We start from the raw sequence: 23202 nt of genomic DNA, 5'->3' as shown, positions 1-23202 counted from the left end.
GATAAATTGTTAGCCTCAGTAACTAGATACGGTAAGGAAGGAACGAACCCGCTTCCCTCATCCGAACCCCACACCGGCACGTGCGAGGAAGGACCAGCTCCCCTGACTGTCGACTACCTCAATCAACTCCTGCTGATCTGCTCGCTCGTACTGCTCGTAGCGGTGGCGGCGGTACGGCTCTCCTCGCGCAGCGGGCTCCCCAGCCTGCTCATCTACCTGGGGATCGGCATCGCCATCGGGCAGGACGGGATCGGCGGGGTCGTCTTCGACAATGCCGAGCTGACCCAGTTGCTCGGCTATTCCGCCCTGGTCGTGATCCTGGCCGAGGGCGGTCTCGGCACCAAGTGGAAAGAGATCAAACCGGCGCTGCCCCAGGCGGCGCTGCTCTCGACGGTCGGTGTCGCGGTGAGCGTGGGGGTCACCGCGGCCGGGGCGCACTATCTGGCCGGGCTCGAATGGCGCCAGGCACTGCTGATCGGCGCGGTGGTGTCGTCCACGGACGCCGCCGCGGTGTTCTCCGTGCTGCGCAGTGTGCCGCTGCCCGCGCGCCTGACGGGTGTTCTGGAAGCCGAGTCCGGCTTCAACGACGCCCCGGTGGTCATCCTCGTCGTGGCCTTCTCCACGGCCGGCCCGATCGACGACTGGTACGTCCTGATCGGCGAGATCGCCCTGCAGCTGGCGATCGGCGCCGCCATCGGACTGGCCATCGGCTGGCTCGGCGCGTACGCCATGCGCCATGTGGCACTGCCGGCCTCCGGCCTCTATCCGATCGCCGTCATGGCCATCGCCGTCTCCGCCTACGCGGCCGGCGCGCTGGCACACGGCTCCGGATTCCTCGCCGTCTACCTGGCGGCGCTGGTCCTCGGCAACGCCAGGCTGCCGCACGCCCCGGCCACCCGTGGCTTCGCCGAAGGACTCGGCTGGATCGGCCAGATCGGTATGTTCGTGCTGCTGGGCCTGCTGGTCACACCGCACAAACTGCTCGACGACATCGTGGCCGGACTGCTCATCGGCCTGATCCTGACGCTCGCGGCCCGGCCGCTGTCCGTCCTCGTGGGAGTGCTGCCGTTCCGGATGCCGTGGCAGGAGAAGACGCTGCTGTCCTGGGCCGGGCTGCGCGGCGCGGTGCCGATTGTGCTGGCCACCATCCCGATGGTGGCCAACGTGCCCGGCAGCGAACGGGCCTTCAACATCGTCTTCGTCCTGGTCGTCGTCTTCACCCTCATCCAGGGGCCGACGCTGCCCTGGCTCGCCCGGCGGCTGCGGCTGGGCGCTGCCGACGGCGCCGCGGCCGCCGACCTGGGCATCGAGTCCGCGCCGCTGGAGCGGCTGCGCGGCCATCTGCTGTCCACCTCGATCGGGCCGGCGTCCCGGATGCACGGGGTCGAGATCGGCGAGCTGCGGCTGCCCAAGGGCGCCGCGGTCACCCTGGTCGTACGGAACGGCACCAGCTTCGTACCGGGGCCGACGACGGTGCTGCGGCGCGGCGACGAACTGCTGGTGGTCGCCACGAACCCGGTGCGCGACGCGGCCGAGCGGCGGCTGCAGGCGATCTCCCAGGGCGGCAAGCTGGCCGGCTGGCTGGGGGCGGGCGCGGGCCCCGGGGGCGGCGAGGCCGGCGGGACGCCTACGACGACGCCGGCCGGCGGGGGCGGCGGCACGCTGGCGCGGTTCCGGCCCGGCGCACTCCGCGAGCGGCGGGCGAGGGGACGCGGCGGCCGCTGAACGGTCAAACAACGGCCGTGGCGATCGGTGACGGTCATGCAAGGCCCGCGGCGGTCGGTGACGGTCACGTCAGGGGCGCAGCGGTCGGTGGCGGTCACGTAAGGCCCGCGGCGGTCGGTGGCAGTCACGTAACGGGCGCGGCGGTCGCTGAGGAAATGCACTGAAGATCTCCACGGATCTCAAGGAATTTTAGGTAAAGCTCTGTCCAATCCCAGGGCTCTATGCGCTTCGACCTGTAGTATCAAGCCGCAACATCAACGAACCACCTCTGCCTGACGCAGAGCTGGCGCGACCGCTCAGCGGCCGCGGTCCCTGCCACACGCAGCCACCTTCCCCGGTGTCGGACCACGCGGTATCACTCGGTCCTGCGCGAGAGGACAGCTCTCGGCGCGTTACCCGTGACGACCTCGCGGTGGCGCGCTACCAGGCGGCAGAAAGGCCCGGCCGTGGCATCCGCGGTCAAGGACACGCGTCCTGGTTACGGACAACTGCTGCGCACCCCCGGTGCATGGACATTCCTGCTGCCCGGCTTTCTGGCCCGGCAGCCGTTCGCGATGCTGACGATCGGCATCGTGCTGCTCGTCGAATCCACCACGGGCTCCTACGGCGCCGCCGGTACGGTCTCCGCCGCCACCGGCGTCTCGATGGCCCTGTTCGCCCCGCAGAGCGGCAAGCTCGCCGACCGCTTCGGCCAGCGCGCGGTGCTGATCCCCGGCGTCCTGGTGCACGTCGCGGGCGTCGCCGCCCTGATCACCCTGGCCCTCGCGCACGCCCCCCTGTGGGCGCTGTTCGCGGTGGCCGTCCCCACCGGCGCCTCCACGCCGCAGGTCGGCCCGATGGTCCGCGCCCGCTGGGCGGCCCGGCTCGGCGGCAGCCCGCTGATGCCGACCGCCGCCGCCTTCGAATCGGTCACCGACGAGTTCACCTTCGTCGTCGGCCCGGTGCTGGCCACCGCGCTGTGCACCGGCATCCACCCCGCGGCCGGCCTGATCGCCGAGGCCGCGCTGACGCTGGCGGGCGGCCTGCTCTTCGCCTCGCAGCGACGCAGCCAGCCCCCGGTCCACCGGGCGCAGGCCGACGGCCGGCCGCGCGCCTCGGCGCTGTCGGTGCCCGGCGTACGGGTCCTGATCGCGGCGTTCCTCGGCATCGGCGCCGTCTTCGGCGGCATGCAGGTCTCGCTGACCGCCTTCACCCAGGACATCGGGCAGCCCGGCATCAACGGCGTGCTCTACGGGATCTTCGCGTCCGGCAACATGCTCGCCGGTATCGCCTGCGGCACGATCGCCTGGAAGGTCGGCCCCCGGCGCCGGCTGCTGGTCGCCTACGGGCTGCTGGCGCTGGCCACCACCCCGCTGTGGACGGTGACCGCGGTACCGCTGCTGGGCGCCGTCGGCCTGATCGTCGGCCTGTGCATCGCCCCGGCCCTGATCACCGGCTACACGCTCGTCGAGTCGCTGGTACCGGCCGGTGCCCGCACCGAGGCGTTCACCTGGCTGACCGGCGCGGTCGCGCTGGGCCAGGCGGCCGCGGCCACCGCGTCCGGCCAGCTGGCGGACCGCTTCGGCCCGAACTCCGGCTTCCTGGTGCCGCTGGCCGGCACGGTGCTGGCCCTGGCGGTGCTGCTGACGCTGCGCGCGCACCTGGTACCGCGCTCGTCGACGAAGATCGTCGGTGCCGCCGACCGCGCGGGCGCCGGTTCCGCCACTGATTCCGTGGCCGGTTCCTCGTCGGGCGGCCGCGAGCAGGAGCCGAACGAGGCGCCGGACGAGGCCGCGGAGAGCGTGGGGTCGGTCACCGTATGACGGTCGCAGTGGACTGACGGGCCGGAATACTGCACTATGGAGCGTCGTTAGCACTCATCGAGTGAGAGTGCCAGGAGGAAGTCAAGTGCCGACCTACCAGTACCAGTGCACCGCGTGCGGCGAGGGCCTTGAAGCGGTCCAGAAGTTCACCGACGACGCGCTCACCGAGTGCCCCAGCTGCGCCGGACGTCTCAAGAAGGTGTACTCCGCGGTCGGCATCGTCTTCAAGGGCTCCGGTTTCTACCGCAACGACAGCCGCGGCTCGTCGTCCAGCGGCAGCGCCGCGAAGTCCTCCTCGGCCACGAGCGGTGCGTCGTCCTCGTCCTCGGACTCATCGAGCTCCAGCTCCTCGTCGAGCAGCTCCGACGCCAAGTCGTCGACCTCGTCCACCTCGGCGTCCGCCGGCAGCTCGGCCGCCTGACCCGGACTTACCGGACCCCGCCGTCGGCGACGGCGGGGTCCGCCGTATTTCCCCGGCCCTCCCCAAACTCTTCCTGTCCCTCACCCCAAGCTCTTGAGGAGCGAGGAGCGGGGTCCCGCATCGCCCGCCCATCGCCCCGCCCGTCGGCCCCGATAGTGTGACCGGCATGGCTGACGCGGAGATTGGCGTTATCGGCGGGTCGGGTTTCTACTCCTTCCTCGACGACGTGACCGAGATCACGGTGGACACCCCCTACGGGAGCCCCAGCGACTCGCTCTTCCTCGGGGAGGTCGCGGGCCGCCAGGTCGCTTTCCTGCCGCGGCACGGCCGCCGGCACCACCTCCCGCCGCACCGGATCAACTACCGCGCCAACCTCTGGGCACTGCGCTCGGTCGGCGTCCGCCAGGTGCTCGGCCCCTGCGCAGTGGGCAGCCTGCGCCCCGAATACGGCCCCGGAACGCTCCTCGTACCGGACCAGCTCGTGGACCGTACGAAGGCCCGCCCGCAGACCTACTTCGACGGCGAGCCACTGCCCGACGGCAGCGTCCCCAACGTCGTCCATCTGACCTTCGCCGACCCGTACTGCCCCACCGGCCGCCGGGCCGCGCTGCAGGCGTCCCGGGACCGCGACTGGGAGCCGGTCGACGGCGGCACCCTCGTCGTCATCGAGGGCCCGCGCTTCTCGACCCGCGCGGAGTCGCGCTGGCACGCCGCGCAGGGCTGGTCCGTGGTCGGCATGACCGGCCACCCCGAGGCCGTCCTGGCCCGTGAACTGGGCCTGTGCTACACGTCGTTGACGCTGGTCACGGACCTGGACGCGGGCGCCGAGACCGGCGACGGGGTCTCCCACCGGGAAGTCCTCACGGTCTTCGGACGGAACGTCGGCCGGCTCCGCGAGGTGCTGTTCGACGCGGTGGCCGCGCTGCCGGACAGCACGGCACGGGACTGCTTGTGTGCGGATGCGCACGAGGGCTGGGAGTTGGGGATCGAGCTGCCTTGATGTGGGGTGGGGGCGGGGCTGAGGGGTTGTGAAGCTCGGCCGCCTTCGTTGCGGGTGACGGAGTTATCCACACCACGGGGGTCATCCACACCCCAGAGCGGGGGTCGGCGAAATCCGGCACGGTGGTGATCGCCGGGCCCGAACCGCGGATCCGGCCATCGGCCCCGAGGCTCCTCATCACGGCGAGTCCCCTCACCACAGGCAGTGATCACCATGCCCCGTCCCTCCCTTCACCCCACCGACTCCACAACCGAATCCGCCACCGACATCACCGGCTCCCCCGCCTCCTCCGCTCCCTCTGCTCCCTCCGCCCTCCTCGACTCCGGCCCGTACGCCCTCGTCGACTCCGGCCCACCGTTCCGCGCCTCCCCGCCTCCTCCGTCCCCTCCTCTCCCCACTCCCCCGCGGCGTGAGGTGCCCCACTTCGAGCCGGTACGGGCGGGAGGTGTCCGGCACCGCTGGCGACGGACCGCCCGGCAGCGGATGCTGGCCGCCGGCCTGGCGATGACCGCCGCAGCACTGGCCTTAGGCATTCCGACCGACGCCGTACGCGCCGCGCCCACCCTCGGCTGCCCGGCCGCTACGGCCTCCGGAGCGTGATAGCCATGCCCCAAGATCAAGTGGCATCCACACCCCTCGCAGTGAAAACTGCTGCGAGTGGCCGGGCATCTGGCGCCCGCCCGAGGCGGCGCACCCCCATCGCCGATATCGCCTTGCCGACCCGCACTGACGCACTGGTCGATCGCTGGTCCGTGTTGCGCGACTGGACATCTCCGCCCCGCCCTGCCGTAAGTTGCGGTGCCAAGTGTTGTGGCACCGTCCGTCGTGAGCGTGGAAAGAGGCTGTCAGGTGAGCGAGAACAAGGGCGTCCTGCAGGGATTCAAGGAATTCCTGATGCGCGGCAACGTCATAGAACTCGCGGTCGCGGTCGTCGTCGGTGCGGCGTTCACCAACATCGTCCAGGCCGTGGTCAAGGGCGTGATCAACCCGGTCATCGGCGCGCTCGGCTCGCAGAACCTCGACCATTACAAGTCCTGCCTCAGCGCCTCCTGCAAGCAGGACAAGAAAACGGGCGAGTTCACCGACGGCATCTACATCCTGTGGGGCTCGGTGCTCAGCGCGGCGCTGACGTTCCTGATCACCGCGGCCGTCGTCTACTTCCTCATGATCCTTCCGATGAACAAGTGGAAGGCCCGCCTGGACGCCAAGAAGCCGGTCGACGACACCCCGGCGGGACCGACCGAGATCGAGCTCCTCACCGAGATCCGCGACGCCCTGATCGCTCAGCGCGACGGCTCGCCCGGCCCGAACGGCTCCACCGCGGGCGCGATCATCAACCAGAAGTCTCAGTAGCGGGCGCCACGGCCGGCATACGCCGCCTCATCGCCTCGCTCAGAGGTGGTGAGGCGGTTTTTCGTCGAGGAAACGGGCCAGGTCGGCGGCGCTGTCCGTGCCGGCCGTGGGGCGCTCGCCCCAGCCGCGGTCGGTGTCGTCCGAGGACTGCTGGTTCAGCGGGTCGTCGAAGATCAGGGCGGCCGGCGACGGGGCAGGGCGCGCGACGGGCTTGACCTGCGGCGTCTGGGAAGCCGGGGCCGCTTCGGGATCGGGGGTGGTGCTCACGACTTCAGGGTACGGGTGACCGGGTGGCGTGCGGGTGGGGGCGGGGCGACGGGGGGCGAGCTACGGGGGGGTGGTGGGGAGGGGCGGGGGCGGGGGGGGGAGCCCCCGGCAGGGCGGGTGACCACGGTGTCCGACTGCAACGTCTACGTGCGGCGCCGTCCGGAGGGGCACTGGTGATCAGGCGGGCGGACATCGGCAAGCGAGTGGAAGACGCCTCTGGACACGTCGGCATCCCTCGCGATGTGATCAAGGACTATGAGGACCCCGGTGCCCCTCCGAACGAGCGCCGCAAGCGCCCTACGGCGTTCCTGTGGCCCGAAGGCGGGGGCGCCGAGTGGCTCGTCCCGCCGAACATGGTGAGACGCGCCTGGCGAGCCCCGCTGTGGATGAGCCGTGGCAGCTGAGGCGGCCCCGCGCTACGGCACCCCCGCCCCCGCACACCCCACATCCCCCGTCGGTACGACCCCGTCGAGGAGGTACTTCGCCACCGTGTCGTCCACGCAGGCGTTCCCCCGGCTGGCGAAGACGCCGTGTGAGTAGTCGTTGTGCAGCGTGATCAGTCGTGAGCCCGGCAGCGTGCGGCGCAGGGCGTGGGCGCCCTCGATGGGGGTGATGGGGTCGTGGTCGGAGGCGACGAGCAGGACCGGGGGTGCCTGGGGGCTGCCGAGTGGGGTGCGTTGTTCGGGCTGCCGCTTCCAGTAGGCGCAGGCGTCGGCTTCCAGGCCGGTGAGTACGGGCAGCGGGTCGAGCCGGCGCAGTGCCCGGATGTCGGTGAGGACCCGGGCGGGCCGGGGGCCGGGGCCGTCGGCGCATTTGACGGTGCGGTTGGCGGCTTCGTAGGTCCGTGACGCGGGACCGGCGAAGTCCTCGTCCGGGCGCAGCCCGTCGGCGGAGCCGTCGCGGAGATAGCGGCGCAGCCCGTCGCCGAGGCCCGCCCACCGTTCGGTCCGTCCGAGGGCGCGGTAGACGGCGCGGTCGAATTCGGCGGGACCGAAGCCTCCGTCAGAGTCCGTCCGGGTGGGGGTCCGGCCAGCGGGGTGGGCGGCGAGTCCGTTGCGTACGCGTGTGTACGAGGCGCGGACGGCCTGCGGGGTGGCTCCGAGGCCGTAGCGGGCGGGGTCGCGGGCCAGCCAACGGAAGAGGTCGTCGCGCTGCCGTAGGAGTGCGCGGGCCTGCCGGACGTCGAAGTCGTGCCAGTCCCAGGGGCCGACGACGCTGTCCAGGACCATCTTGCCGACGCGATGGGGGTGGGCGGCGGCGTAGGCGGCGCCGAGGTAGCTGCCGTAACTGACGCCGAGGAAGCCGATGGTGGGTTCGCCGAGGGCGGCGCGCAGGGTGTCCATGTCGTGTGCGGTCTGCACGGTGGAGAGGTGGGGCAGTGCGGTGCCGACGCCTTCGGCACAGTCGGCGGCGAGTTGGCGAAGCCCGTCCAGAAAGGCGCGTTCCGCGGGGCTGTCGCGCGGGACCGGGTCGGGGCCGGGGGTGTTGAAGAGGCCGCCCATGGGGCCGCAGTTGGCGGGGGCGCTGCGGCCGGTGCCGCGGGGGTCAAAGCCGATGATGTCGTACGCGCGGCGTACGGGTTCGGGGAGTTTGGCGCGCTTGGTGACGGCGTAGCCGAGTCCGGAGCCGCCGGGTCCGCCGGGGTTGACCAGGAGGACGCCGCGGTGCTCGGACGGGGTTCCGGCGGCCCGGACGCGGGAGACGGCGAGGTGTATCCGTTCGCCGTGGGGGCGGTCGTGGTCGAGGGGTACGGCGAGTGAGCCGCATTCGACGTGGGCGGGCGGGGCGGGGGCCGGCACGGAGGCGGGACAGGGGCCGAAGTCCAGGGATGGGGTGGCCGCCGCGTAGGAGGTCGCCGGGAGTGGGATGGCCGTGGTGAGTGCTGCGGCAAGTGCCAGGCAGAGCAGTGTGGTTCGGCGTATGGGCCGGCGTGGTGCGGACGGGGGTGTCAGGGGAGGTCGGGGGCGTGGGGAGGGCATGGGGGCTCCATCAGGGCACGATCCGGCATGACAATGAAAATGATTATCGATATCGTATGGCTTCGGTCAACGTGGGTCCGCGGCTCCCGGGGCAATCCCGGCCTGCCCGGATCCGTCAGCGCGGCGCGGGATGAGGAGTCATGGGGCATCTGTTGATGGTCGAGAGCTGGGTCGGGTCGATGAGCCGGCTGTTGCCACGCGCAATCGCCGAGGCCGGGCACACGTTCACGTTCCTGACCCGCGATCTGCACCACTACCTGCGGTCCGCGCCCGAGGGGGCGGAGCATCCACTGCTCGGCGCCCGTAACGTCATCACCGCCGACACCAACGACCTGCCCTCGCTGCTGCCCCAAGCAGCCGGGTTGCACGAGGTGTTGGGCTTCGACGGGGTGCTGAGTTCCTGCGACTACTACCTGCCGGCGGTGGCCGAGATCGCCGGGCACCTGGGCCTGCCGGGCCCCACCGCGCGGTCCGTCACCGCGGCCTGTCGCAAGGACGAGACCCGCCGCATCCTGGGGGCGGCCGGGGCCCCGGGCCCGCGCTTCGCGGTCTGTGACGGCTTCGCCGCGGCGGCGGTCGCGGCGAACGAGATCGGCTATCCGCTGGTGTTCAAGCCGGTGGATCTATGTGCGGGGATGTTCGTACGGCGCGTCGACGACGAGAAGCAGCTGGCGGAGGCCCACCGCGCTCTGAGCGCCTTTCCGGTCAATGCGCGTGGCCAGCTGCGCTCCTCCACCGTCCTGTTGGAGGAGCTGCTGGACGGGCCCGAAGTCAGCGTCGAGACGGTGTCGTTCGACGGGCGTACGCAGGTGGTCGGTGTCACCGACAAGAGTGTGGGCGGTGCGCCCGGGTTCGTCGAGACCGGCCATGTGTTCCCCGCTCCGCTGGGCGCCGATGAGACGGCTGCCGCCGTGGAGACCGCGCTCGCGGCCCTCGCCGGCCTCGGCCTGGACGGTGTCGTCGCCCATACCGAGATCAAGCTCACCGCCGACGGACCACGGGTCGTCGAGGTCAACCCGCGCCCGGCGGGCAACCGCATCACCGAACTCGTCCGGCATGTCACCGGTATCGACCTGGCCGGCGCCTGCGTGGACCTCGCCCTGGGGCGCGAACCCGACCTGGCCTCCCGTCCGACGGGCGTGGGCAGCGCCGCGATCGGCTTTCTGCTGCCGCCCGGTCCCGACGACGGTGTGCTGGAGGGGTACGACACCGCCGCGGGGCTGGATACCGCGGAGGAGCTGGCGGCGCTGCCCGGCGTACTGGAGGCGCGGCTCGCCGCACCGGGGGCACGGGTGCGGCCCGTCGCCGACAACAACGGCTACCTGGGCCACATCATGGCTGCCGGCAACGAGAACGGCTCGGCACGGGAGCGCGTCGCGGAGCTGCTCGGCGCGGTGCGGCCGCGGGTGGTGGCGGCCCGATGACCCCTCTCATACGGGCCGAGGCAGCCCCGGCCCCGCAGGTATCGGCCCGCCTCACCGGCTGGAAGACTCTCGATTCCCTCCAACAGGGCGTACGAGAGGGCGTGTTGGGGCCGGATCCCCGAGGTCTTCGCGTCTCCACCGCCTTCGCCACCAGCCAGGCCGTACGCCACGACGGGCGGGGCAGCGGCTATCGCAATGAGGTGCTCAGCCTGCGCCTCGGCGCGGCCGTAGGGTCATGTGCCGCCGAGCCCGGTGCGCTGCCGGCGGGCGCCGTCGAGGAGGCGGTCGGCGCGGACGTGGCCACGCTGCTCGGGCACCCGCTCCAGGTGGTGCGGATCGCCGCCCTCGACGCGTATCTGATGCATATCGCGCCGCACACGCCCGAGCACGGCGCGCGGCCCGTGGCGCTGCCCGCCGGGTCGTCGCTGGAGAAGTCCCGGGCGCGGGCGCGCGCCGTGGTGGAGCTGCTGGACGGCTGCGGGCTGCCGCCCGGCGGCCGGGTGCTGGTCGTGGGTGTCGTCAACTCTCTTTTGGAGGAGCTGCGTTCGCGGGGTCTGCGGTATCTGCCGTGCGATCTCAAGGGCGGTGAGACGGAGTGGGGCGAGCCGGTGGAGACCGATGCGCTGGCCGCACTGGGGCGCTGTGACGCGGTGCTCGCCTCCGGGATGACGCTCGGCAACGGGACCTTCGAGCCGCTGCGCGCACGGGCCGCGGCCGACGGGCGGCCGCTGGTGCTGTTCGCGCAGACCGGCAGCGCGGTGCTGCCCCGCTTCCTGGGGGCGGGCGTGCACGCCGTGTGCGCCGAGCCGTATCCGTTCTTCTGGCTGGACGGCGGGCCCGGCACCATCCACCACTACGCAGACCGCCACGGAGCCGCCCGATGATCACCGCGGAAGCCGGGGAACTGGGTGCACGCGACGCCGATGCCGGCCTGCTGGCACTGCTGGGGCGTACCCCGCTGGCCAGGATCAGCGGCGATCTGCCCGGCCCGCACCCCGGGTTCTGGGCCAAGCTCGAAGGGCACGGCGTCGGCGGGATGAAGGCCCGCGCGGCGGTGTCCATGCTGCTCGGCGCCCGTGAGCGCGGTGAACTGCGGCCCGGTGCGCCGGTGGTGGAGTCCACGTCCGGCACCCTCGGCATCGGTCTCGCGTTCGCCGGGCAGGCGCTGGGCCACCCCGTCGTGCTGGTCGGTGACATCGAGCTGGAGCCGTCGATGCGGCGGCTGCTGCGGGCCTACGGGGCGCGCCTCGAACTCGTCGACCGTCCGGCGGAGCACGGCGGCTGGCAGGCGGCGCGGCTGGCCCGGCTGCGCGAACTGCTCGACGGGCTGCCCGGTGCGTACTGGCCCGACCAGTACAACAACCCCGACAACACCGCCGGTTACGCCTCGCTCGCCGGTGAGCTGTCCGCCGAACTGCCGCGGCTGGACGTCCTGGTGTGCAGCGTCGGCACCGGTGGGCACAGCGCGGGCATCGTGGCGCCGCTGCGCCGCCGCTGGCCCGCGCTGCGGCTGATCGGGGTGGACGCCACCGGCTCGACGATCTTCGGGCAGCCGGCCAGGCCCCGGCTGATGCGCGGCCTGGGCAGCAGCATTCATCCGCGCAATGTGGCCTATGCGGCGTTCGACGAGGTGCACTGGGTCGGCCCGGCCGAGTCCGCGGACGCCTGCCGGCGGCTGGCCCGTACGAGCTTTGTCAGCGGCGGCTGGAGCACCGGGGCCGCCGCGCTGGTCGCTGCCTGGGCGGCCCGGACGCAGCCCGGCGCGGTCGTCGCGACGGTGTTCCCCGACGGGCCGCACCGCTATCTGTCCACCGTCTTCGACGACGACTTCACCACGGTGCACGGGGTGGACTGCGCGGCGGCGCGCACCCGCCCCGTCGAGATCCCGCACCCCGGCGCGGCGGAGGCGACCGGCTGGACCCGCTGCACGACCGTCGTGGACCCGTGCGACACCGGAACACCCGCCGAACCCGCTTCACCACACCCCCCACAGGAGGCCCCCGCATGAAGACCACCGTGCGTACCACGCGCCTCGAACTCGCCGAGCCGCTGCGGATCTCGCGCAGCACGATGGCGGCCCGCGACGCGGTCTGGATCAGTGTCGAGAAAGGCGGGCTGCGCGGCCACGGCGAGGTGGTGGCCAGCGCCTTCTTCGGGCTGGACGCCCGGACGCTGGTGCGGCTGCTGCGCGACGCCGCGGCCGCGGTCGAACGGTGCGGCGACCCGGAGACCGCGCTGGGCGCCCTGCGCGCGGGTGAGCTGGCCGGGCCCGGTACGCCGCCCGCGGTGACCGCCGCGGTCGAGTCGGCGCTGCTCGACCTTGTCGGCAAGCGCGCCGGGGCCGCCGTCCACCAGCTGCTGGGGTCGCTCACCCCGCCGTCCGCCGCGACCGCCCGCACCATCGGGATCACCACCCCGGAGCGCGCCGCGGTCCTCGCGCACAGTCTCGCCGAGGCCGGTTTCACCCTCATCAAGGCCAAGGCGGGCGCCGCCGATCCCGAGGAGGACCTGGCACGGATACGGGTGATCCGTGAATACGCCCCGCACGCCCGGGTGTTGCTCGACCCGAACGGCGCCTGGAGCGTCGCACAGGCCGAACAGCTGCTGCCCCGGTATGCCGAGCTGGGCGTCGAGGCCGTCGAACAGCCCCTCGCCCCCGGAAGCCCGGAGGCGCTGGCCGCGCTGGCCGCCGGCTCGCCGCTGCCGCTCATCGCCGACGAGGACGCCGTCTCGTACGAGGACGCGCGGCGGCTGGCCGGACGGGTGCAGGGCGTCAACGTCAAGCTCGCCAAGTGCGGCGGGGTCCATGCGGCGCTGCGGATCGCGGAGTTGCTGGCCGGCAGCGGTACGGACCTGATGCTCGGCTGTCTGACCGCCAGCACCCTCGGCATCGCACCCGCCGTCCATCTCGCCGACCGGGCCCGCTGGGTCGACCTGGACGGGCATCTGCTGCTCTCCCGCGACCCGTGGACGGGCATCGGCGGCGCCGACGGCACCGTACGCGCCGACGACCGGCTGGGACTCGGCATCCGGCCCAGCACCGGCGGCTCCCCGGCAGCGACCGCCGCCTCCACCATGACCGTCCCCTCCGAAAGGCTCCGACGTGCAGACCTGGCGTGAGATGCGGGAGTTCCCGCTCGCGATCCGCCTGCTGCTGGTCAACCAGCTCGGCGTGAACACCGGCTTCTATCTGCTCATCCCCTATCTGGCCACGCACATGAGCGACGACCTGGGGATGTCGGCGGCGGTCGTCGGGATCGTGCTGGGCGTACGCAACCTCAGTCAGCAAGGGCTGTTCCTCATCGGCGGTTCGGCCGCCGACCGGCTCGGCGCCCGTCGCGTGATCATCGCCGGATGTGCGCTGCGGACCCTGGGCTTCGCGCTGTTCGCGCTCGGCGACGGACTGCCGGTGCTGCTCGCCGCGTCCGTGCTCAGCGGGCTGGCCGGAGCCCTGTTCAACCCGGCCGTACGGGCCTACCTGGCGCAGGAGGCGGGCGGCCGGAAGGCGGAGGCGTTCGCGCTGTTCAACGTCTTCGCGACGACCGGGGCGCTGATCGGCCCGCTGCTGGGCAGTGCGCTGCTGCTCGTCGACTTCCGGGCCTCGGCGGTCACCGCGGCGGCGATCTTCGCGCTGCTGACCGTCGCCCAGGCGGTCGTCCTCCCCGTACGCGAGGTGCCGCCGGCGACATCCAGTGTGCTCGGCGACTGGCGCGAAGTGCTCCGCAACCGGGCGTTCCTGGCGTTCGCGCTGGCCATGGTCGGCATGTTCACCATGGAGAACCAGCTGTATCTGCTGCTGCCCGACGGGGCGCGGGAGGCGACCGGCTGGGCGGGCGCGGCCGGGATCGTGTTCCTGACCGGGACGCTCGCCAATCTGACGCTTCAGCTGCGGCTGACCCGGAGGCTCAAGGAACGGGGCAGCCGCGGTCGTTGGGTCGCTGTCGGACTGGCCTTGATGGGGCTGGCGTTCATCCCGCCGATGGCGGTGGCGGGCGGCGGCCACCCGGACGGAACCGGCGCGGCGGTCGTCGCGCTGCTGCCGGTGCTGGCGGGGGCACTGCTGCTCTACCTCGGCGTGATGATCGCCCAGCCGTTCGTGATGGAGCTGATCCCGGCCTTCGGCCGCGCCGAGCTGACCGGTACGTACTTCGGCGTCTTCTACGTCGTGTCCGGGCTGGCGGCCGCCGCGGGGAACACGGTGGTGGGCTGGGCGATGGATGCCGGCGGGGCGCGCGGGGCCAAGTGGCTGCCTTGGGCGTGCTGCGTCGCCTTCGGGCTGGTTTCGGCGGCGGGGGTTTGGCGGCTGCGGCGGCTGGGCGCGCTGCCGGAGCGTACGCCCGACCCGGGCACGCCCGCGTCGACCGTGAAGGCGAAGAGCGCATAAGAGGCCAGAGATGACGACCAATCCAACTCCCACCGACCCGGCTCGTACCAATCCGACTCCCACCGACCCGGCTCGTACCGACCCAACACCCATCAATCCCACTTGCACCGAACCGACCCCCACAGAACCGACCCCCACCAATTCAACTCCCGCCAATTCAACACCCGCCCTTGGCATAGCCGTTGAGGGAAACCTGCTCACCGACCACCCCGAGCTGTACGAGGCGCGGTTCCCCGACGCCGAGGGGCTGGCCGCCCGCTGGGCCGAGGACACACTGCGGCGCCTCGGCGCCGGGCGGCGGGTGCTCGACCTGGGCTGCGGCACCGGCCGGGACGCGGCGCGGCTGCAGGCGGCGGGCCGCCAGGTGGTGGGCGCTGACCTCTCCGGCGCGATGCTCACACACGCCCGACGGCACCACCCCGGCCCTGCCTACACCCGCGCCGACCTGCGCCGCTTCGATCTCGGTGCGCGCGCCTTCGACGCGATCGTCTGCCTGGACAGCTCCCTGCTGTACTGCCACACCAACGACGAGCTCGACGGGCTGCTGGACTCCTGCCGCCGGGCCCTGGAACCGGGCGGCCTGCTGATCGCCGAGATGCGCAACGGCGCGTATTTCCTGGGCCGTACCGACCTGCTGGACGCGCCGGCGGAGAACGCGTTCGAGTGGCGGGGGACGGTCTGTCGCTCCCGGACCACGCTGTGGGTCGACCGGACGGCTCAGCTGCTGCGCCGCAGCAGGGTGTGGAGCTCCGACGACCGGACCGCGCCAGTGGAGCAGCGCTCTGCATGGCGACTTCTGCTCCCGCTGGAGCTGCGGCGTTTCCTCACCGCACATGGCTTCACCGTCCTCTCGCTGTACGACGGGCCGGGGCCGCGTACCGAGCCCCGCTGGCAGGAGGGCGACACGCCCGGCGACCGGACCGACGGCGACCGTCTGCATGTCGTCGCACGCCTGACCTCCACCCCTTAGAACACCGCCCCCTTCCCAGGAGTTGCCGCCATGACAGCTGACATGCGAGAAGACCTGCCCGCCCCCGCCCCGGATTCCGCCGTCCCGCCCGGCCTGCGCCGCCGCGGCTTCCTGGCCGGCGCCTCGGGCGCTGCCGCGCTGGGCGCACTGGCCCTCGCGGGCTGCGGCTCGGGCGGCACGTCCGAGGACGCGTCCAGTGGCGACGGAGGCAAGCCACAGCGCGGCGGCACGCTGCGGGCCGCGTTCGCCGGCGGCGGGGCCAACGAGACCCTCGACCCGCACCTGGCCAGCCTCTTCTCCGACGCGGCCCGCGCCAAGGCGCTGTTCGACAAGCTCGCGGACTTCGACGCCGATCTGACACCGCGCCCCCGCCTCGCCGCGAAGTGGCAGCCCAACAAGGAGCTGGACCGCTGGACGGTGACCCTGCGCGAGGCCGCCTTCCACAACGGCAAGCCGGTCACCGCCGCCGACGTCCTGTTCAGCTACCGCCGTATCACTAACCCGAAGAAGGCGTTCCGCTCCAAGGCCGACCTGGAACCCATCGACCTCAAGGCGAGCCGAGCCGTCGACAAGCGCACCATCGAATTCCGGCTGAAGCGGCCGACCGCCGAATTCCCCGACATCCTGGCGGCGTTCGGCGCGTATATCGTCCCCGAGGGAATGGAATCGTTCGCCGAACCGGTCGGCTCCGGCCCCTTCCGTCTCGTCTCCTTCTCCCCCGGCGAGTCCACCGTGCTGCGGCGCTTCGACGACTACTGGGACGGCGCCCCGCACCTCGACCAGCTGGAGTTCGTGGCCGCCAACGAGGAGTCCGCCCGGATCAACGCGCTGCTCGGCGGGCAGGTCGAGTACGCACACGAGCTCAGCCCGACCACGGCGCGCGCCCACGAGAGCAGCGGGCGGGTGCGGATCGTCCGGCTGAAGAACAGCGCGATGCAGGCGTTCGCGATGAAGACCGACCGGCCGCCGTTCGACGACAAACGGGTCCGCGAGGCGTTCTTCCTGATCGCGGACCGTGAGGAGCTGGTGCGCGGCGCGCTGTCCGGCGCCGGAGAGGTCGGCAACGATCTGTTCGGCAAGGGCTACGCGTACTACGCGGACGGGCTGCCGCAGCGCGAGCAGGACCTGGACCGCGCACGCGCCCTGCTGAAACAGGCCGGTGCGGAGCACCTGAAGGTCACGCTCGACACCTCCGATGTCGCCTCCGGCTTCATCGAGGCGGCCGGAATCTTCCGCGACCAGGCGGCCAAGGCCGGGGTGACGATCACGGTGCAGAACCACAACCCGGACAGCTACTGGAGCGACATCCTCGACTCCGGCACCCTCTGCTCGTACCGCTCCGGCGCCATGCCCATCGAAATGCACCTTTCCCAGCGGCTGCTGACCAACTCCACCACCAACGCCACCAAGTGGCAGCACAAGGATTTCGACGCGCTCTACCAGCAGGCACAGTCCACGGCCGACCGCGCCGAGCGGACCGCGCTCTACGGGCGGATGCAGCGCCGGCTCTACGCGGAGGGCGGCTTTTTGGTGTGGGGGTTCGCGGACTGGATCGTCGGCACGGCGAAGAATGTGCGGGGCGTGGCGCACAAGGCCCCCGCCAACTCCCTTGACTGGGCCCGTTTCGACAAGGTCTGGCTGGCGTGAGGCGCCGCAGGGGCCTGTCCCGTATCGGCGGGCCGCGCTCCTTCGTCCTGCCCCGTATAGGGGGCCTGCGGTCGTTCGTCCTGCGGCGGCTGCTCCTGGGTGCCGGGCAGATCGCCGCCGTCGTCGTCCTCGTCTTCGTCCTCACCGAGGCGCTGCCGGGCGATGCCGCCGTCGCCCTCGCCGGCGACCAGCCCGACCCGGCCCGGATCGCCGCGATCCGCGAGAGCATGCAGCTGGACCGGCCCCCGTACGAGCGGCTGGTGCACTGGGCCGGTGCGCTGCTGCACGGCGACCTGGGCCGCTCACTGGTCACCGACCGCCCGGTGACCGGCTATCTGGCCGAGGGGCTGGCCCCCACACTCCTCCTCGCCGTGCTCACCGTGACCCTGCTGGTACCGGTCGGCACCGGCCTCGGGATGCTGGCCGCGCGCCGCGAGGGCGGCCGTACCGACCGCCTCATCAGCTCCGTCACGCTCGGCGTCTACGCCGTCCCCGAATTCGCCTTCGGTGTACTGCTGGTCTTCGTCTTCGCGCTCCGCCTCGGCTGGCTGCCGCCCACCGCCGTCGGCTACGGCACCGATCTGCTCGCCCATCCGGCAGCGCTGGTCCTGCCGGTGGCGGTGCTGCTGGCCCGCCCGGTGTGCTCCATCAGCCGCCTCGTACGGGCCGGCATGATCGATGCGCTGTCGTCCCCGTACGTCGCACAGGCCCGCCGCTACGGCATCGGCCCGGCCCGGATCCGCTACGCGCACGCGCTGCCCAACGCCATCGCCCCCGCCACCCAGCAGCTGGCCCGCACCGTCGACTGGCTGCTCGGCGGCGTCATCGTCGTCGAGGCGCTGTTCGTCGTCCCCGGCCTCGGCACGGTTCTGCTGGACGCGGTCAGGGCCCGCGATCTGCCGGTGGTGCAGGGCCTGGCGGTGGTGTTCGGCCTGGTCACGGTCGTCCTCAACCTCGGGGCGGACCTGGTCGCACACCGTCTCGCACCACGGACGGGAGTGGCCGCATGAGCATCCTCAACCGCATCAACCGCATGAACCACGTCGGCCGCGTGCTCCCCCGTCGGCTCCTCCCCCGTCGCCTCCCGCGTCTCCCCGGCCGGTTCGTCCTCGGGGCGCTGCTGCTCGCCGTCCCGCTCCTCCTCGCCTTTCTGGGACCGCTGCTGACCGGGCCGCCCGGCCCCCGAGCGGCCTCGTTCACCACAGCCGACGGGCATCCGCTCGGCACCGACTTCGCCGGTCAGGACGTCTTGCGCCACGTACTGCTCGGCGGCCGCTCGGTGGTGGTCATCGCCCTCGCCGCGACGGCTCTGGCCTATGTGCTCGCGCTGCCCCCGGCGTTCACCGCCGCGCTCACCCACCGCGCCTGGCTGGAGGAGCTGCTGATGCGCCCATTGGACGTCCTCCTGGCGGTGCCGTCGCTGCTGATGGTGCTGCTGGTGGCGACGGTGTTCGCGCCGGGCGCGGCCGGGCTGGCGGTGCTGGTGGCCCTGGTCAATGTGCCGGACACGGCCCGCATCGTCCGGGCGAGCGCGGCCGAGGCGGCCGCCCGGCCTGCGGTGGAGGCACTGCGGATGCAGGGCGAGGGGTGGTGGCGTATCGCCGTCGGCTATGTGGCCCGGTGCTGTCTGCGCACCCTCGCCGCCGACGCGGGCGTACGGATGACCGGAGTGCTCTACCTCGTCGCCACCGCGGCGTTCCTCGGCGTCGGCGTCGCCCCGGACGCGGCGGACTGGGCGGTGATGGTCGACCGCAACCGCACCGGCCTGTTCGTGCAGCCGTGGGCGGTGGTGGTGCCCGCCCTGCTGATCGTCGGCCTGTCGACGGGCACCAACCTGCTCAGCGACGCGGGCCTGGCGGGACGGCGACCGCGCAGGGCCGTCGCCACTGCCACCACCACCGCTCTCCTCACCCGTCCTCGTAAGACGAAGGGACCGACCTCCCGGTGAACGCGAACACGGAGACGGCCGCGGACGCGAGTGCGGACGCGGACGCGGACCTGAGTGCGGACGTGGGAGCAACCACGGCCACGGACGCCGCCGAAGCAACGGATGCCGCTACTGCTTCTGCCACTGCCACCGCACCACCCCCCGCCGCAGCAGCCATCTCCGGCCTCCGCATGGACATATCCGGCCGCCGCATCCTCCACGACATCTCCCTGACCGCCCGCGCCGGCTCGGTCACCGCGCTGGTCGGCGCGTCCGGCAGCGGCAAGACCACCACGGGGCTGGCCCTCATGGGCGAGTACCCCCCGGGCGCGCACGTCGAGGGCCAGGTGCGGGTGACGGGCGACGGCCCCGTCGGCTACATACCGCAGCATCCGGCCGCCGTCCTCAACCCCGCCCGGCGAGTCGGCGCGCTGCTCCATGACATCGCACGGTCGCAGCTTCCCGGACTCCGCCGTCGAGAACGCCGTCGGACAGCGCGCGCCCGCGTCCTGGAAGTCCTCGCCCAGGCCCAGCTCCCCGAAGGTGCGGAGGGCGAGGCCCTGTTGCGTCGCTACCCGCATCAGCTCTCGGGTGGCCAGCAGCAGCGCGTCGTATTGGCCCAGGCCCTACTCCTGGGCGCCCGAGTAATCGTCGCCGACGAGCCCACAACTGGCCAGGACGCCGTGACGAAGCGCCTCATCGTGGCGGAACTGGACCGGGTGGCGCGCCAGGGCATCGCCCTCGTCCTGCTGAGCCACGATCTGGACGTCGTGCGCGAACTGGCCGATGAAGTAGTGGTGTTGCACGACGGCCGAGTGGTGGAATCAGGCCCGGCCGGACAGGTGCTCGCGACGCCCTCCCACCCCTGGACCCGAGAACTCCTCACGGAACCAGCACCCACCGGCCCTACCAACCCGAGTAGCCCGCGCCCCCCGACCAGCCCGACCAGCCCCGACGAGGCAACGAACTCTCCCAAGGCAGCCCCCGGCACCACCACCCACACCACCACCCACACCACCACCCACACCCAGCCGCAGCCCCACACCTGCATCCACATCACCGCCGCCCGCTACCCCTCCCGCTCCAGCGCGCACGGCGCGGCAACTGCCCTGCGGGATGTCGAGTTGGACGTGTCCGCCGGAGCGTGCCTGGCCATCGTCGGCCGCTCCGGAAGCGGGAAAACCACACTCGGGCGGTGTGTTGCCGGCCTCCATCGCGACTGGGACGGCTCGGTGACACTGGACGGGGCGGACCTTCCGGGCAGCATCCGGGCGCGTACGACGGCGCAGGTCGCCGCGGTGCAGTACGTGTTCCAGGACGCGCGGGCCGCGTTCGACGAGCACCGGACGGTGCTGGCGCAGGCCGCGCGCACGGCAGTACGCCTACGGGCCGTGCCGACAGACCAAGCGCTGGAGGAGGCGCGCACGGCCTTCGCCCAGGTCGGCCTGGGCCCGGAGCTGGGTGGCCAACTCCCCAGCCGTCTCTCCGGCGGCGAGCTCCAACGGGCCGCGCTGGCAAGGGGGTTGCTGCCCCAGCCCCGTCTGCTCGTCTGCGACGAGATCACCTCAGGACTGGACTCGGTAACCCGCCGCGGAATCGTAGAACTCCTCGCCAACCTCCTACGGCGGCCTTCCGCCCCCAGCCTGCTGCTGATCACCCACGATCTGGACACGGCGGAAGCACTGGCGGACAAGGTCGCGGTGCTCGACGGCGGCACGATCGTGGAATCCGGCCCGGCGGGACACGTACTGACCTCGCCCACACACCCCTTCACCAGCGCGCTGGTGGCTGCGGCCCGAGGGGGATTTGCCCCGCGCTGAGCACCTCGTGCCACCACCGGTCGCGGCCCGGTGTCCAGGACACGGGCCGCGCGCACCGGTTCACCACCAGGACCGTCCGGTCCCCTGCGCCATCGGACGATCTGGCCCGTGCCAGGGCGTGGTCCAGTCGCGCCTTCACGGGCCGTATCGCGCCGTCCCAGAACGCCGCGTCCGCAGTGATCAGCACCCGCGCCTCCGACTCCCCCGTTCGCGCGACCAGTTCGGGCACGGTCAGCGAGACCGGCAGTGTGCTGCGTATCGCTCCCAGCCGGCCGCACGCGAGGGTGGCTATCACCGACTCGGGCACTAGCGGCAGATGCACCGCGACCTTGTCACCGGTCCGCACCCCGAGGCGAGTGAGCGCGACGGCGGCCCGATCGGCCTGATCGAGGAGCATGCCGTAGGTCAGCTCCTCCATCCGGCCCGGCTCCCCGGACCAGGTGAGGGCGATCCGCGACTCCTCCGGCTCTTGCACTTGCCGGTCATCGTCTGCATGCTCTGAGGTCACACTGCGCAACATGCGGATCAGGGTGTAGATCAGCGATCAACGATCGTTGAACGTCCGTTGTACGGGTTCGCGCTGCCCTCCAGGGCGTATTCCCAACCTTCGCGCTCCTACGCGCTCTCATTCTCCGTTGTCCCGACACCGGCGCCCCTCCCCGAGGCCCCCTTTCACCCCGACACCCGCACCGCCTCATAACCACCCACCACATCCCGCACGTCCCCGAACCCCCGCGCCTCCAGCAGCGCCGCCGCGATCACCGACCGGTTGCCGCTGCGGCAGTACAGGACGACGGGTCGGTGTGGATCCAGCTGCGCGATCTGGTCGGGGAGGGTGGCCAGGGGGATATTGCGGGCACCGGGAAGAGCGCCCGCCGCGTACTCGGCGGGATTGCGTACGTCCACCAGCTGGCCGAGGCCCGCCCACTGGCCGAGGTCCGTCGACTGGCCGCTGTCCACCGCCCGCCCGCCTTCCGTCACCTTCCGGTCCGCCGCCGACTCACCGCCCCGGCAAGGAAGCTCATCGACGCAAGGAAGCTCATCGACCCCCATACGCCGGCTGCTGGACGTCAGCGCGGCCTCGTGGGCCAGCGTCGTGGCCGGGTCGGCGAGATGGCCCAGGACATGGTCGTAGCCGATACGGGCGAGGCGGAGGCGCGCCTCGTCCTCCTTCCCCGGGTCGGCGATGAGCACGATCGGGGTGCCCGAGGCCACCACACTCCCCGCGTACTCCGCGAACCGGGTATCCAGGCTCGTATGCAAGGACCCGGTGAGATGGGCCTGCGTGTAGGCGGCCAGGGGGCGGCAGTCGAGGAGGACGGCGCCCTGTTCGTCGCGGGCGGTGATCGCCTCTTCGAGGGTGAGGGCCGGGAGCGGGTCGGTTTCCCGTAGGGGGTGGCCGTCGCGGTTGAGGGCCGCGTCGTGTGCGAAGTAGCCGGGCGTGGCGGGCTGGTCCGCGGTGACCAGGCGGACGAAATCGGCCTCCGGCATGGGCTGCAGGGCGTAGTTGAGGCGACGCTGGTCGCCGATGGTGGAGCTGGTCTCGGTGGAGAGGCTGCGGCCACAGGCCGAGCCGGCACCGTGTGCGGGAAAGACCCGGGTCGCGTCCGGGAGGGTCAGCAGTTTGGTGTGCAGGGAGCGGTGCAGGCGTACGGCCATGTCGTGCGGGGTGTGACCGGCGGAGGAGAGCAGGTCGGGGCGTCCGACATCGCCGACGAAGAGGGTGTCGCCGGTCAGCACGCCGAACGGAACGACGTCATCCGGGTGTTCATGGACGACCAGACAGATGGACTCAAGGGTGTGGCCGGGGGTGGCGAGGACGGTGAGTGTGGCCCCGCCCCCCTCGGCGCCGAGGGAGATGCGCTCGCCGTCCCGTAACCGGCGTATGGGGAAGCCGGTTTCGGCGGCCTCGCCGAAGGCGATGGTGGCGCCGGTCGCCCGCGCCATTTCGAGATGGCCGGAGAGAAAGTCGGCGTGAATGTGCGTCTCGATGACGAGCTCGATGCGCAGGCCGGTCGCGTCCGCCTCGCGCAGGTAGTCGTCGATGTCGCGGCGCGGGTCGATGAGGACGGCCCGCCCGGTGGTCTTGTCGCCGATCAGATACGACGCCTGGGACAGGCAGTCGAGGTAGTGCTGCGCGAAGTGCACGGTCGGCCTCCAGGGGTGGGGTACGCGGACCCGTTCGGGGTGGGGCGGCGGGTCGCGTGCCCCTAAGGCCCCTACGGGAAGGGTGCGTTGTGCAGATGCACGGATGTACGTACATTAGATAGGTACAGTAGGAGCCGAGTTGGGAGGCGACAAGTCCGGGTGATGTCCGGGCGTTGTCCGGCGGCGTCTGCGCGTTGTCCGCGATGTCCTGGCAAGGTCCGGCGCTGTCCGGGCGAGGTCCGGTGAGGTGGCGGCGCGAAGTCCGTGCACATTCCGCACGCATTTCACAACGCATTCCACGCGCCTCCCGCTCCGCGCCCCTTGACGCCGACCGC

21 protein-coding genes are annotated in these 23202 nt (G+C 72.0%); 17 read left to right on the top strand and 4 right to left on the bottom strand.

What is annotated here, in order from left to right:
- The first annotated feature begins 102 nt into the window (after positions 1 to 102).
- The 6 genes from K9S39_RS26130 (at position 103) to mscL (ending at position 6301) form a co-directional block, all read left to right on the top strand.
- On the top strand, positions 103 to 1725 hold the full coding sequence (locus K9S39_RS26130; RefSeq protein ID WP_248868971.1) for a potassium/proton antiporter: 1623 nt from the start codon (positions 103 to 105) through the stop codon (positions 1723 to 1725).
- A 446-nt stretch (positions 1726 to 2171) separates the two neighbouring features.
- The gene (locus tag K9S39_RS26125) at positions 2172 to 3527 is read left to right on the top strand and encodes an MFS transporter (protein WP_248865743.1); all 1356 of its coding nucleotides are present in this window, start codon (positions 2172 to 2174) and stop codon (positions 3525 to 3527) included.
- Between the two features lie 85 nt (positions 3528 to 3612).
- Positions 3613 to 3948, top strand: coding sequence for an FmdB family zinc ribbon protein (locus K9S39_RS26120; RefSeq protein WP_248865742.1), 336 nt, complete (start codon positions 3613 to 3615; stop codon positions 3946 to 3948).
- Between the two features lie 166 nt (positions 3949 to 4114).
- Positions 4115 to 4948: an S-methyl-5'-thioadenosine phosphorylase gene (locus tag K9S39_RS26115; RefSeq protein ID WP_248865741.1), complete on the top strand. Its 834-nt coding sequence runs from the start codon at positions 4115 to 4117 to the stop codon at positions 4946 to 4948.
- Positions 4949 to 5161: 213 nt separating this feature from the next.
- On the top strand, positions 5162 to 5548 hold the full coding sequence (locus K9S39_RS26110; RefSeq protein ID WP_248865740.1) for a hypothetical protein: 387 nt from the start codon (positions 5162 to 5164) through the stop codon (positions 5546 to 5548).
- 249 nt (positions 5549 to 5797) lie between these two features.
- On the top strand, positions 5798 to 6301 hold the full coding sequence (mscL, locus tag K9S39_RS26105) for a large conductance mechanosensitive channel protein MscL (protein ID WP_248865739.1): 504 nt from the start codon (positions 5798 to 5800) through the stop codon (positions 6299 to 6301).
- Positions 6302 to 6340: 39 nt separating this feature from the next.
- On the opposite strand, the gene K9S39_RS26100 is transcribed toward mscL, so the two are convergent.
- On the bottom strand, positions 6341 to 6568 hold the full coding sequence (locus K9S39_RS26100) for a hypothetical protein (protein ID WP_248865738.1): 228 nt from the start codon (positions 6566 to 6568) through the stop codon (positions 6341 to 6343).
- Positions 6569 to 6741: 173 nt separating this feature from the next.
- Between K9S39_RS26100 and K9S39_RS26095 the strand changes: the two genes are divergently transcribed.
- A complete protein-coding gene (locus tag K9S39_RS26095; protein ID WP_248865737.1) occupies positions 6742 to 6972 on the top strand; it encodes a hypothetical protein in 231 nt (76 codons plus the stop codon).
- A 12-nt stretch (positions 6973 to 6984) separates the two neighbouring features.
- Here the strand turns inward: K9S39_RS26095 and K9S39_RS26090 are convergent, their stop codons facing one another.
- Positions 6985 to 8547, bottom strand: a complete 1563-nt coding sequence (locus K9S39_RS26090) for an alpha/beta hydrolase (protein WP_248865736.1) — start codon at positions 8545 to 8547, stop codon at positions 6985 to 6987.
- A gap of 140 nt (positions 8548 to 8687) precedes the next feature.
- Between K9S39_RS26090 and K9S39_RS26085 the strand changes: the two genes are divergently transcribed.
- The 10 genes from K9S39_RS26085 (at position 8688) to K9S39_RS26040 (ending at position 20719) form a co-directional block, all read left to right on the top strand.
- The gene (locus tag K9S39_RS26085; protein WP_248865735.1) at positions 8688 to 9971 is read left to right on the top strand and encodes an ATP-grasp domain-containing protein; all 1284 of its coding nucleotides are present in this window, start codon (positions 8688 to 8690) and stop codon (positions 9969 to 9971) included.
- Positions 9968 to 10855, top strand: coding sequence for a Rossmann-like domain-containing protein (locus K9S39_RS26080; protein ID WP_248865734.1), 888 nt, complete (start codon positions 9968 to 9970; stop codon positions 10853 to 10855). Before K9S39_RS26085 ends, K9S39_RS26080 begins: the two co-directional genes overlap by 4 nt.
- Positions 10852 to 11979, top strand: a complete 1128-nt coding sequence (locus tag K9S39_RS26075) for a PLP-dependent cysteine synthase family protein (RefSeq protein ID WP_248865733.1) — start codon at positions 10852 to 10854, stop codon at positions 11977 to 11979. Before K9S39_RS26080 ends, K9S39_RS26075 begins: the two co-directional genes overlap by 4 nt.
- Positions 11976 to 13091: a mandelate racemase/muconate lactonizing enzyme family protein gene (locus tag K9S39_RS26070; protein WP_248865732.1), complete on the top strand. Its 1116-nt coding sequence runs from the start codon at positions 11976 to 11978 to the stop codon at positions 13089 to 13091. The genes K9S39_RS26075 and K9S39_RS26070 overlap by 4 nt, the downstream gene beginning before the upstream one ends.
- The gene (locus K9S39_RS26065; protein WP_248865731.1) at positions 13075 to 14355 is read left to right on the top strand and encodes an MFS transporter; all 1281 of its coding nucleotides are present in this window, start codon (positions 13075 to 13077) and stop codon (positions 14353 to 14355) included. Before K9S39_RS26070 ends, K9S39_RS26065 begins: the two co-directional genes overlap by 17 nt.
- A gap of 10 nt (positions 14356 to 14365) precedes the next feature.
- Positions 14366 to 15325 carry a class I SAM-dependent DNA methyltransferase gene (locus tag K9S39_RS26060; RefSeq protein WP_248865730.1) on the top strand — a complete coding sequence of 320 codons (960 nt, stop codon included), beginning with the start codon at positions 14366 to 14368 and terminating at the stop codon, positions 15323 to 15325.
- A 30-nt stretch (positions 15326 to 15355) separates the two neighbouring features.
- Positions 15356 to 16972 carry an ABC transporter substrate-binding protein gene (locus tag K9S39_RS26055; RefSeq protein WP_248865729.1) on the top strand — a complete coding sequence of 539 codons (1617 nt, stop codon included), beginning with the start codon at positions 15356 to 15358 and terminating at the stop codon, positions 16970 to 16972.
- 56 nt (positions 16973 to 17028) lie between these two features.
- Entirely contained in the window at positions 17029 to 17982 is a 954-nt protein-coding gene (locus tag K9S39_RS26050) for an ABC transporter permease (protein ID WP_248868970.1), read from the top strand.
- A 23-nt stretch (positions 17983 to 18005) separates the two neighbouring features.
- Positions 18006 to 18920 (top strand): ABC transporter permease, encoded by a 915-nt coding sequence (locus K9S39_RS26045; RefSeq protein ID WP_248868969.1) that lies wholly within the window; start codon positions 18006 to 18008, stop codon positions 18918 to 18920.
- Between the two features lie 170 nt (positions 18921 to 19090).
- Positions 19091 to 20719, top strand: a complete 1629-nt coding sequence (locus K9S39_RS26040; protein WP_248868968.1) for an ABC transporter ATP-binding protein — start codon at positions 19091 to 19093, stop codon at positions 20717 to 20719.
- On the opposite strand, the gene K9S39_RS26035 is transcribed toward K9S39_RS26040, so the two are convergent.
- Both K9S39_RS26035 and K9S39_RS26030 read right to left on the bottom strand, forming a co-directional pair.
- On the bottom strand, positions 20670 to 21194 hold the full coding sequence (locus tag K9S39_RS26035) for an AMP-binding protein (RefSeq protein ID WP_248865728.1): 525 nt from the start codon (positions 21192 to 21194) through the stop codon (positions 20670 to 20672). The genes K9S39_RS26040 and K9S39_RS26035 overlap by 50 nt on opposite strands.
- Before the next feature lie 197 nt (positions 21195 to 21391).
- Positions 21392 to 22867 (bottom strand): MBL fold metallo-hydrolase, encoded by a 1476-nt coding sequence (locus K9S39_RS26030; RefSeq protein WP_248865727.1) that lies wholly within the window; start codon positions 22865 to 22867, stop codon positions 21392 to 21394.
- Between the last annotated feature and the right edge of the window lie 335 nt (positions 22868 to 23202).

It is taken from the genome of Streptomyces halobius (genome assembly GCF_023277745.1).
GTDB lineage: Bacteria > Actinomycetota > Actinomycetes > Streptomycetales > Streptomycetaceae > Streptomyces > Streptomyces halobius.
Note: the sequence above shows the minus strand (reverse complement) of the source record. Positions and strands in the feature narration are given on the sequence as shown.

What these genes read in the sequence shown, in the direction of transcription:
- K9S39_RS26115 (WP_248865741.1), top strand. Translation starts at nt 4,115, where the DNA reads ATGGCTGACGCGGAGATTGGCGTTATCGGCGGGTCGGGTTTCTACTCC.
- K9S39_RS26110 (WP_248865740.1), top strand. Translation starts at nt 5,162, where the DNA reads ATGCCCCGTCCCTCCCTTCACCCCACCGACTCCACAACCGAATCCGCC.
- K9S39_RS26090 (WP_248865736.1), bottom strand. Translation starts at nt 8,547, where the DNA reads ATGCCCTCCCCACGCCCCCGACCTCCCCTGACACCCCCGTCCGCACCA.
- K9S39_RS26085 (WP_248865735.1), top strand. Translation starts at nt 8,688, where the DNA reads ATGGGGCATCTGTTGATGGTCGAGAGCTGGGTCGGGTCGATGAGCCGG.
- K9S39_RS26080 (WP_248865734.1), top strand. Translation starts at nt 9,968, where the DNA reads ATGACCCCTCTCATACGGGCCGAGGCAGCCCCGGCCCCGCAGGTATCG.
- K9S39_RS26075 (WP_248865733.1), top strand. Translation starts at nt 10,852, where the DNA reads ATGATCACCGCGGAAGCCGGGGAACTGGGTGCACGCGACGCCGATGCC.
- K9S39_RS26070 (WP_248865732.1), top strand. Translation starts at nt 11,976, where the DNA reads ATGAAGACCACCGTGCGTACCACGCGCCTCGAACTCGCCGAGCCGCTG.
- K9S39_RS26060 (WP_248865730.1), top strand. Translation starts at nt 14,366, where the DNA reads ATGACGACCAATCCAACTCCCACCGACCCGGCTCGTACCAATCCGACT.
- K9S39_RS26055 (WP_248865729.1), top strand. Translation starts at nt 15,356, where the DNA reads ATGACAGCTGACATGCGAGAAGACCTGCCCGCCCCCGCCCCGGATTCC.
- K9S39_RS26045 (WP_248868969.1), top strand. Translation starts at nt 18,006, where the DNA reads ATGAACCACGTCGGCCGCGTGCTCCCCCGTCGGCTCCTCCCCCGTCGC.
- K9S39_RS26040 (WP_248868968.1), top strand. Translation starts at nt 19,091, where the DNA reads ATGGACATATCCGGCCGCCGCATCCTCCACGACATCTCCCTGACCGCC.